Source organism: Carboxylicivirga sp. M1479 (assembly GCF_007097485.1).
GTDB lineage: Bacteria > Bacteroidota > Bacteroidia > Bacteroidales > Marinilabiliaceae > Carboxylicivirga.
This window is the reverse complement of the sequence record NZ_VKDE01000007.1, coordinates 20,031-31,499: the sequence shown is the minus strand read 5'-3', so window position 1 is coordinate 31,499 and position 11,469 is coordinate 20,031. Positions and strand designations below refer to the sequence as shown.

The 11,469-nt window shown below is 38.5% G+C and carries 7 protein-coding genes; 4 read left to right on the top strand and 3 right to left on the bottom strand.

What is annotated here, in order from left to right; translation table 11 throughout:
- Nucleotides 1-215: 215 nt before the first annotated feature.
- Together FNN09_RS06425 and FNN09_RS06420 are read right to left on the bottom strand one after the other, a co-directional pair.
- A complete protein-coding gene (locus FNN09_RS06425; protein ID WP_185968901.1) occupies nt 216-1,268 on the bottom strand; it encodes an acyltransferase family protein in 1,053 nt (350 codons plus the stop codon).
- A 23-nt stretch (nt 1,269-1,291) separates the two neighbouring features.
- Nucleotides 1,292-1,867 carry an ankyrin repeat domain-containing protein gene (locus FNN09_RS06420; RefSeq protein WP_221932432.1) on the bottom strand — a complete coding sequence of 192 codons (576 nt, stop codon included), beginning with the start codon at nt 1,865-1,867 and terminating at the stop codon, nt 1,292-1,294.
- Nucleotides 1,868-2,303: 436 nt separating this feature from the next.
- On the opposite strand from FNN09_RS06420, the gene FNN09_RS06415 reads away from it, so the two are divergent.
- Nucleotides 2,304-4,343, top strand: a complete 2,040-nt coding sequence (locus FNN09_RS06415; RefSeq protein WP_143300673.1) for a helix-turn-helix domain-containing protein — start codon at nt 2,304-2,306, stop codon at nt 4,341-4,343.
- A gap of 25 nt (nt 4,344-4,368) precedes the next feature.
- Here FNN09_RS06415 and FNN09_RS06410 read toward each other — a convergent pair whose 3' ends face one another.
- Entirely contained in the window at nt 4,369-6,372 is a 2,004-nt protein-coding gene (locus FNN09_RS06410; RefSeq protein WP_143300672.1) for a sensor histidine kinase, read from the bottom strand.
- Between the two features lie 383 nt (nt 6,373-6,755).
- Between FNN09_RS06410 and FNN09_RS06405 the strand changes: the two genes are divergently transcribed.
- The 3 genes from FNN09_RS06405 to FNN09_RS06395 all read left to right on the top strand — a co-directional run bounded on the left by FNN09_RS06405 (nt 6,756) and on the right by FNN09_RS06395 (nt 11,451).
- Nucleotides 6,756-7,496, top strand: a complete 741-nt coding sequence (locus tag FNN09_RS06405; protein ID WP_143300671.1) for a GLPGLI family protein — start codon at nt 6,756-6,758, stop codon at nt 7,494-7,496.
- A 440-nt stretch (nt 7,497-7,936) separates the two neighbouring features.
- Entirely contained in the window at nt 7,937-10,459 is a 2,523-nt protein-coding gene (hypD, locus tag FNN09_RS06400; protein WP_255434056.1) for a trans-4-hydroxy-L-proline dehydratase, read from the top strand.
- 80 nt (nt 10,460-10,539) lie between these two features.
- Nucleotides 10,540-11,451 carry a glycyl-radical enzyme activating protein gene (locus FNN09_RS06395; protein ID WP_143300670.1) on the top strand — a complete coding sequence of 304 codons (912 nt, stop codon included), beginning with the start codon at nt 10,540-10,542 and terminating at the stop codon, nt 11,449-11,451.
- Nucleotides 11,452-11,469 lie beyond the last annotated feature (18 nt).

Here is an 11,469-nt window from a genome sequence, read left to right as displayed (position 1 = left end):
AATCAAATTCTTTGGGTAATATGCAGTACTAACTAAAACCTTAAAGAGTTAGTACTACCAAGTATATTAGCATTACCCACAAAGAAAGTAATAATTACAATTAATTGACTTTTATCATAAAAAATAGTTCACCAAATTAATCAAGCAGGAGGGTTTTAACCTCAATCTGCACCTTTGAAACATCATTTAGAACGCAGTATCAACAATAGTTTAACTTAATTGATTTTATATCCAAATAGAAAACCGACCCATCGTATGCGACGTATTAAAATCTCATACACCAACATGCTTGCCATTAGGCTTAAAATGGTTACCAGAACAAATTGTAGTTGTACATGAATACCCATTGGTAAAATCCACATGGCTGCCATATAAAGGAAAATCATGTGCAGAATATAAACAGGATAGGCAGCGCCACTTAAATACGTCAATAAGCCACTTGGGCGATTTAAGTATTTGTACGCAAACCCAAAAACAGCATAAATCCAAGCCATCGATTCCAAAGGCAGCAAATAATTGGGTGCTTGCAAGTCAAATACCAATAAACGAACAAGGAATAAGACAGTTGCAAGGCATAAATACATCCAAAGCCATTGGAATAGGTTATTCCAAACAGATTGACCTACATAGATCAGTAAAAAACCTAGCAGAAAAGCCAATAAGCCCAGATAGAACCCATGCCAGGTCATAGCATACACTTCAAAAGCTTCTGGATTTACTAGCATGACTTCCATCGTAAACGGAATAGCCACCACAAATATACCCAATGGATGACTTAATACTTTCGCTAACATACTACCTAAGCGGCCATTGGCTTTTCTTTTGAGGTAAAAGAAAACAGGAATCAATAATACTACATAGCAAAAAATATTACCAAGAAACCATAAATGCCCTCTACTCATCGTATAAGTCAACTCTTGATTATAGTAGCCTTTCCATAAAAGCTCATGTACTGGAACAATAGCTATAACACCAAAAATAAAAGGAAGCAGAATACGCTGACTACGTTCCAACAGTAATTGTTTCCACGATCGCTTTCTTATGGCAAAACATACTCCCATGCCCGACACAAAAAACAAAAGCGGTATTCGCCATACATTAAGTATCGACATTGGAATCCACAAACTTTCTATGGACTTCTGGCTTTGAATAAAGCCTATGAGCACACCCCAGGGTTGAAACACAATGGCGGCATGATATATCAAAAGTAAAGCAATGGCTATTACTCGTAGCCAGTCAATATCGTATCGGCGCTCTGTATTTATCATCATTCAGTAGTTTATCGTTCTGATTACTTCAAAAGCTCAGCAATCAGCGGTCTGTTCTCTTCCAAAAAGTCATAATCCAATTTGAATCCTAAAGCGCCAAGGTCACGGTTAAATTGTTGGTAAATAGGTTTCACATCGGCAAATGAACCCGAAACAGACTGCAAAGCTGTGACACCAAATGCATCTATAGCACTTTTATCGGCTCCATGTTTTAAAAGACACTTTACAATTTCGGCACGACAGAAAAATGAGGCTACATGTAGTGGAGTCGATCCATCTTTGCTCTTCATGTTCAAATCAGCTTTACCTTCAATCAGGGCTTTGGCAACTTCCACTTTGTTAAAGGTGGCAGCTACAATCAATGGAGTTGATCCATACTGATCTTTTTTATTTAAATCGGTTCCTGCCTCAACGTGCTTTTTAATGGTATTGACATCTCCCATAAATGCAGCGGCATGAATATCCATCAATTGCTCACTTTTAGTTGATACTTTTGTCTCATTGTTTTTCTGACCGATGCTATTACAAGAAGCCAATACAAGCAGACTTGAAACCAATACCATCATCATTTTACAATTACATTTTTTAAGCGTTTTCATGTGTTTATATTTTGTTTTTTATTGCCACATGGAACTCGCCAAAATCAATCATACTCCTGTGTGAGAAGTACTTCTCATGGCTCGTTTCATAACTTTTTTATTTGATCCACATGGGAATGATTAATACTTTAATTTGATGATGTAAAGTTGCCACGAATCGTGACGCACCTGTTATAACACTAGTAGCCATCAGTATAAAGTTTGAACACAGCATAATAATTATGGCGCAAGCGTATAAAATATGATGCATTCTCTTTAATACTATAAGTTTTGATGCTGGTTTTACAATAAAATAAGCTTGGCAGGAGGACTTTAAAAAGCAGTTATTTTTAATTGGCAGATGCTTGATTATTTATGAATAAGAGCTTCCGTACAATCGCCACAATGGATAAATTTGTATCTTTCCACTTTCAAAAACCAAGCACCAAAATAGTCTATGGATACGGCATTTATCAAGCAATTGAAAGAACACATTAAACGCAACCTGTCCAACGAAAAGTTTGGTGTCTCGGAATTAGCTGCAACCATCGGAATGAGTCGTTCTAATCTTTTACGACGAATTCAGAAAGAACAAAATTGCTCGGCCAGTCAGTTTATTCGAAATATTCGATTAGAAGAAGCGATGCTGCTGATAAAAGAGAAGGATAAAACCGTATCAGAAATATCCTTTCTGGTTGGTTTTGGTAGCACCTCGTATTTTATCAAATGCTTTAGAGAGCAATATGGCTATTCTCCTGGAGAGGCAGGAAAACAAGAGCATGAAGAACACATAGTCGTACCTAAGCCACTTAGGAAAATCAACACATGGTGGTTTGCCGTAAGTGCACTATTAATTGTCATTAGCATTTTAAGCTACTTATATTCTCAAAAACAAAAAGCAACTGTTCTCGAAAAATCCATTGCCGTACTACCATTTGTGAACGATAGCAACGACTCTACCAACATATATGTGGTAAATGGTTTAATGGAATCTATCCTCAACAATTTACAATCATTAAAAAACCTAAAGGTGGTAAGCCGCACCTCGGTTGAGAAATTTAGAAAATCGAAACTAAGCATACCTGAAATTGCTGAAGAGCTCAACGTTAATTACATTGTTGAGGGCAGTGGACAGAAAATAGGTAATCAGATAATGCTGAGTGTACAGCTGATACAAGCCGATAAGGACAAGCACTTGTGGGCACAACAATACAACCGCGAGTTGGCCGACATCTTTCAAATTCAGCAAGAAGTAGCACAAAAGATAGCCAGTGCCGTTGAAATAGTCATCGGCCCAGATGAACAAAACCGCTTGGAGCAAAAGCCAACAGATAATATGCAAGCATACGATCTGTTTTTAAAAGGTGTAGAACAGTTAAATAAAGAAACAGAGCTAGGTTTAAACAATGGCATTAGCCTACTACGACAAGCGGTACAAGAAGATGATAAATTTGCTCGGGCCTACGGTGTTTTATCTATCGCCTATTATTACCAAGACCTACTAATGGCCAATAAACAGTTTAACGATTCTCTTATTTATTTTGCCGACAAAGCCTTACTGTACGACCCTGAATTACCACAAGCATTAACAGGAAAAGCACTATACTACCTGCGTATCAACAACCACCAGCAAGCTATTGATTACCTCGAAAAAGCATTGGAGTACAACCCAAATTCGGCCATGGTAATTAATACACTTTCAGATATATATACCAACCACTTGCCCGATACGCAAAAATATCTGGAGTATGCCTTGCGAGGCATTCGACTGGATATTAATTCGTACGATTCGTTAACAGCAAGTTATATTTACCTGCACCTGAGCAATGCGTTAATTCAAAATGGCTTTGTTGATGAAGCAATTAAAAGCATCAACAGCTCATTAAGCTACAACCCCAACAACCTATTTTCGGAGTACGTAAAAGCCTATGTGCTATATGCCAAAAACAAAGATCTTGATCAGACTAAAAAGATGCTTGTTAATGCCTTAGCAAAAGACAGTACCCGTTTTGATATTATGTTGGAGATAGGAAATGTTTGTTACTACCAACGTAATTGGGAAGAAGCTTACACCTATTTTGAAAAGTACCTAAGGATTAAAGAATATTTAAACCTGGAAATGAACAGTCATAAGAACCTGGAAATCGCTTATGTCTATCAGAAAATGGATCAATTTCTCAAAGCGGAAGAACTCATAAGGGAATACAAAACATACGCCGATCAGGATAATTCGGTCTATCGTCATTTACTGCTTGCCAGCTATGAGGCGTATATGAATAATCAGGAGAGTGCCATTGAACATCTGAGAATTTTTGCCAAAGAAGAACACATTCAAATATGGGTCCCCTTATTTACACCCTTGGATCCCTTGATTGATAAACTAAAGGACAATGCTGAATTTATGGACATTTTAGTTGGTATTGAGAAGCAGTTTTGGGAAAATCATCAACTACTTAAAAATAAACTGGAACAAGAGGAGTTATTAGAAAACATCTAGAATAAGAAGCTAGTAACATAACGTATTATTTGCTGAGCTTAATAATAATCTCGGTGCCAATACCAAGCTTACTTTTAACCTTTATCTTTCCATTCAACTGCTCAGTTAGTTTTTTGGTAATGGCTAAACCTAAACCGCTTGAACTTTCTCCATCGGTAGGTTTAGCTGATAGTTTTTGAAACTGTTTAAACATCTTACGCTGATCCTCAACACTAATACCGGGACCAAAATCTTTAACAGAAAAATCAAGGGTATTCTCCAGTTCTGTTACCGATACGATTATTTGAGTTTGGCGCTCCGAAAACTTAATTGAATTCGTCAGAAGATTATTAAGAATCCTACTTAATTGAATTCGATTACTCAACATTTTTGGATTCTGCACATCTATTTTAAGGATGATCTCCTGTTCTTTACGTTTTAATTCCTGTTCAAAAGTCTTTAACCACCCCAGCATAAAGGACTCAACATGAATCTCCTCTCGCGACTCTACCAAGGTACTTACGCCGTATGCATGCACATCCAGTACCTCATCTATTAAACTTACTCCTTCACTCAGCACTTTATCCATAATGGATAAATATTCAATTTGATTGGCACTAAGTTGCGCATCGTGTTTGATCAACTCAGTATATCCAATAATAGTGCAAAGTGGCGATTTTAAGTCATGAGCTATAACATGAACAATCCCATCTTTTTCTTTATTCAAGTCAATTAAACGATCATTCTTCTCTTGCAACTGCTCAGTCCTGGCCTCAACTTGCTTTTCAAGCATTTTTCTTTGCTCTTCAACAATTCGTTCATTCTCTAAAGTCTTTTGAACAACCTTATATTGAGCTTCTAGTTTTTCTTTTTCAATTTCGCGCTTCTCCCACTCAAAACGACGCGACAACAAAAACGAAAGTAATAGGACTTCAATAAGTGTGGCATAGGCCACATAGCTCAAACCTCCAATATAATGTGGATCTCCCGTATTAATATAAAGAGCTTGAATAGCCACCAAAATAAAATAGATAAAATATGCTAACGCGAATAATCGACCTAAACGATTTCCTTTTTGGCTCACTTTAAGACCAACAAACCCCATAATCCCAAAAGAAATGAGCGCATGAATGGTATTAATCGGTTGAACAACTGGAAATGTAAAGAAGAACTTTGCAATCATCCAAATCCCAAAATAAACGATAAAGCCCCGAATAACTTTAAAGGTAATTATGGAGTACTTTTTAACCTCCAAAAACACCAGGCAATAAATTGTTTGCAGAGTAATACCTATGGCCGGAATACTTGTATACAAAAGCTTAAGATCCAGGTTGGGTATCCAGTACACGATGAAACCATCGATAACTATCGCCGAATAACAAATATAAATAAATACAATAAGTGAGTAGAACAGGTATAAGCGCTTGCGCAATGATATAAATAGGAATAAACTGTTTAAAACAACAAAAAACATGAGTCCGAGATAAATACCATAGGCCAGCTTTTGTCTATTGGAAGCCAACTCAAACGCTTTTGGTTGGTATAAATTAAGGGGTATTGGTTCTGAGTTGGTATTGACTTTAAGATAACAAACACTCTTACCGGCTGGCAAAGCAAAAACCTGATAAGAACTTTTAATAATTTTATCCTCCATGGCCAGTTCATAACCTGCCACGTGCCGATGAACTATACCCTTATTAGTTCGATAATAAAGTTCAACTACAGGCAGACCCGCTTGAGCTAATTCAAGCATCACCTCATCGCTTGTTTGATTATCAATTGTAAATCGAAGCCAATAAAAAGAATCGGTATAACCCAGGTTAAGGTTAATACTTTGAGATAAAGAAAATTTCGAATCAAAATCCTGAGACACCACCTGCTCATAACTAAGAGTACCCGTTGCATCCTCCAACAACTCCACTCGATTACCAATTGACACCTTATCTTGCGCACCATCCCACACAAGTAACTGACCAAAAACAGACTGCTGAGACAAAACCACGACAAGCATTACAAACACCTTGCGTAGTATCAATTGTTTTAATTTCAAAATTTTAATCAATGGCAATAAGGATATTATAGATTCTTTTCCGTGAAGCAAGATAGCTAAAAGATGCCTCTTTTAAAACAATAACCATCCGCATACCTCAATTAAGTTCTTTTTTACTTTAACTAAAATCCCCCCTTACTACAATATTTTATTTTTATGCAGGAACTACAACTATAAACAGCTTAGGTATCCTTCAAAAGAGCGATGAGAGTAGATAAGTGAGTGATTTAAATAATTTTATTACTATCCGAATTTCAAAACACCAAGCGCAATCACTGCTTATGCGAAATTAACACAGACACATTCAAATTTTTTGTAACATTTTTCCTGCTGTGCGTATGCATGCAAATCACACAACAGCCAAATAGTACAATTATACAAGCATGAAGTTCGTCTTAACTCTATTAACCGTTTTATCATCCTGTTTAGCCAATAGTCAAAATCAAGAACTAAAAGTTGTATATAACTATACTAACCACGCCAAACCCAATACTTACATGATGGAACTTTTGGCCAATGATCAAGAGGTATTGAGCTATACTATCAGATTAACGAAGAGTGGAGCAGGTAAAAACATAAGCTACAAACAAACCACCGATTCAACATTATTGTATCAAAACCACCAACAGGGATACTTCGTTTATGAAGAAAAGTTGGGACGTGAACATTTAGTAATGCAGGAGAAGCTTGATTTATTTGATTGGCGCCTGACAGGCGAAAAGGACACCATTGTTAATTATCCTTGTAAAAGTGCCATTGCCGAATTTCGTGGACGCGAATACATGGCCTATTACACAACTGATTTACCTTTTACAGCAGCTCCTTGGAAATTTCATGGACTTCCTGGTGTAATGCTCAAGCTTGTGTCGACTGATGATGTATTGGTGTTTCAATCCGAAGCTATTAAGTTAGGGGACGAATCAGGGATTATACGCCATCCCTTTGAGCACAAAACAGCAATTGAGTACGATGAGTTCTGCAAAAAATACAAAGCCTACCGAAAGGAAGTCATCAAAAAGCGTAAACAACGCGCCAAACAACAAAACCGCCCGGCACCTAAAAACGACAAAGCCCCAAGGATAGAGGTGATCATTCCGGAGAATCGCTTTATTTTGAATGATTAAAGTACTTCAGCAACACTTTTAATCATAGTTAAATTCATACCAACCTGAGCATATGCCTTAGACCATAAGCTCTGTTTGCTATGAAACAAGCTACGAGAGTAGCTTTTCACACAGGTAGATGATGAAATTTGCTTTAGTGTTCCATCTGACACATGAAAATAAAGTCTTCATTTTGCATTATCCATATTTTTACGCAACTTTGAAGTTCAATACTTTATCAGAAAAGTGAATAATTCTCATAACATAAAAGGATACCGCTGCTTGTATGAATGCTTGATGTTCTACAAGCGATAGCGAATAGTCTAAGACTGTTCATCCCTTGAATCAGTCAATTCTTATTATCACATTTATTTTTTAACCATCATGTATTTTGAGCTCTATTTGTAGCATAGATTTTGCTATTGTTTACGCTCATTAAATTATTCCTTAAGACAAATAAAATGGCAACATCAAACATAAAAGGTACGCCAGATCCTAATGGCGCAGGATTACCAACTATAAAAGAAATTCTTGGCAAAGAAGACCCTGTTAAAACGGCTGAACGCAGCGCCGCTGCCGAAGGTAACTTTTACCAACCTCTGGGTGATAAAATAGGACCTGGCATGAACGAGCGTATTCAACGCCTACGAAAAGCCAGCTTTGAAGCAGCACCAAGCATTTCTATCGAACGTGCTCTACACCAAACAGCCTATTACAAAGCCGAGTATGGCAAGCATTCCATTCCAGTATTACGAGCCCTTACATTCTTAGATCATTGCCAAAAGAAAACCCTTTACTTGGGTGATGATGAACTAATTGTAGGTGAACGCGGCCCTAAACCCAAAGCGGTACCAACGTTTCCGGAGTTAACATGCCATAGCGTAGAGGATTTTCATGTTCTTAATACACGCGACCAACAAAAATACACCATTGACCAGGAAGATATTGATATTTACGAACAAGAGGTAATTCCTTATTGGGAAGGGCGCACACAGCGCGAACGTATTTTCAACCACGTTCCCATAGAATGGAAAAGAGCCTACGAAGCTGGTTTATTTACCGAGTTTATGGAGCAACGAGCACCTGGTCATACTTGCCTCGATGGTAAAATATACAAAAAGGGTTTGCTCGATTTCAAAAAAGACATTGAAGCGCACCTTAACTCATTGGATTACTTGCACGATGCTGATGCCAACAACAAGGCCGAGCAACTAAAAGCCATGAATATTTCATGTGATGCTGCCATTGTTTTTGCTGAGCGACATGCCGCGTTAGCTGAGGAGAAAGCACAAACAGAGACTGATCCACAACGTAAAGCTGAGCTTTTAAAAGTAGCAGAAGTATGCCGTTGGGTGCCAGCCAACGCACCTCGTACTTTTCACGAAGCAGTGCAAATGTATTGGTTTGTTCACTTGGGAACCATTACTGAATTAAATGGTTGGGACGCTATGAATCCTGGGCATTTCGACCAGCACCTCGCTCCTTTCTACGAAAAAGAAATTGCAGAAGGCACTATCACACGTGAGGAAGCTAAGGAAATCATTAGCTGCATGTGGATCAAAGTAAATAACCAAACAGCACCTCCTAAAGTTGGAATTACCGCCAAAGAAAGTGGTACCTACAACGATTTTACCAACATCAATATTGGTGGAGTTAAATCAGATGGCTCCGATGGCGTTAGTGCAGTTTCATACATCATGTTGGAGGTAGTTGAAGAACTTCACCTGCTTCAACCAGGCTCATCGGTACACATCAGCCATAAAACACCAGATAAATTTCTAAATGCGGCCTGCAAGGTAATTCGTCAAGGACATGGCTACCCGTCGGTATTTAGTCCTGAAACATACATTACTGAAATGCTGGGACAAGGCAAATCTTTAACGGATGCTCGCGAAGGTGGATGTAGCGGATGTATTGAAGTAGGTGCTTTTGGTAAAGAGGCCTATGTATTAACTGGCTACCTGAATGTGCCCAAAGTTTTAGAGGTAACACTTAACAATGGCATCGACCCTGTAACAGGGAAAAGAGCTGGATGTGAATCAGGAGATCCACGCACATTTACTTCTTACGAAGATTTATATGCCGCATTTAAAACTCAGCTGGAGTACATTATCGAACAAAAAATGAAAGTGAGCAATTACATCGATACGATGTTTGCCAAATATGCTCCTGCTCCTTTCCTTTCAGTAGTAATCGAAGATTGTATTTCCAAGGGTAAAGATTACTATAACAGTGGTCCTCGTTACAATACGAATTACATTCAATGCACTGGACTTGGTACTGTTACCGATAGTTTATCAACCATAAAACACCATGTTTTCGAAAAGAAAACATTTGATATGGACCGTATTCTTACAGCGGTAGCCAACAACTTTGAGGGCGATGAAATAATGCGACAAACCATTGTTAACCGTACACCATTCTTTGGTAACGATGACCAATATGCCGATGACATTGCTCTGAAAGTCTATGACGATTTAGTGAAAACCATTGATGGCAAGCCAAATATTAAAGGAGGAAAATACCACCTCAACATGTTATCGACAACCTGCCATGTTTACTTTGGCAAAGTCATGGGTGCCACACCCAATGGTCGTTTAGCTGGCAAGTCTATTTCCGATGGCACATCTCCGTCGCATGGATGTGATATTAAAGGTCCATCTGCAGTTATACGATCACTAACGAAGCTGGATCACACGCGCTCAGGTGGTACTTTATTGAACCAACGCTTCTTACCAAGCTTGCTTAAGCGCAATGAAGATATTGCCAAGTTAGGTAAGCTCATCAGAAGTTACTTTACCTTAGGAGGTCACCATATTCAGTTTAACATTGTGGATACAGCTACCTTAAGGGCAGCCCAGGAATCACCCGACGATTACAAAGATCTTTTGGTACGCATGGCTGGTTATAGCGATTACTTTAATGATATGAATGCCGACCTGCAACAAGAAGTAATTGATCGTACAGAAAACGAATCATTTTAAATAGCATTACACTACACCAAAATTACACTGCTGGCAAGTTTTAGAAAGCTTGTCGGCAGTGTTTAATACAATCGTGCTACATGGAAGTGCCAAGCTTAATATTCGATATAAAACGCTATGCCATCAATGACGGACCAGGCATTCGCATCACCATATTTCTAAAAGGCTGCCCTTTACGTTGTCGCTGGTGCCACAACCCAGAAAGTCAATTAACGCATCAGCAAAAAATGTATAACGACAGCAAGTGTATAGCCTGTGAAGAATGTGTTAAACATTGTCCTGAAAATGCACTTAAGTTAACTGCGGATGGCATTGTAACCGACATTGAAGCTTGCACGCTCTGTGGTATTTGTGCTGATGTTTGTCCAACCAAGGCCATTGAAATGACAGGGCAAGTCATGAGTGTTGATGAAGTGTTAACACAGATAAAAAAAGAAGTCACCCTAATGGATCAGTCTGAAGGCGGCGTTACATTTTCGGGAGGCGAGCCACTCTTGCACCACGAATTTCTCATTCCCTTACTTGATGCATGTGCCAGAGAAGAAATTCACACCTGTGTTGACACAACAGGTTATGCCAAGCCTGAGGTATTGATGGAGGTAGCGAAACGAACCAATCATTTCCTCTACGACCTTAAGATGATGGACTCGGATAAACACCGAGAATGGACAGGTATGCCCAATGAAAAGATATTAAGCAATCTCAAAAACCTCGCAGCCACAGGTGTTGACATGAACATACGCATCCCACTAATAAAAGGTGTTAACGATGATGATGAGAACATCCATTCCTCAGCACAATTCATAGCGAATCTGGATGGTAAAAAACCACTTATCAACCTGCTTCCGTTTCATAATATTGCCGAAAAGAAATATGAAAAACTGGGCGAAGCCTATTCCAAGGGAGAAATGGCAGAGCCTAGTCCAGAAAGACTCAAAACCATCATTTCCATATTTGAATCCTATGGTGTGGAAGCCATGATTGGCGGATAACGCCCTTCTCTTAAAAAT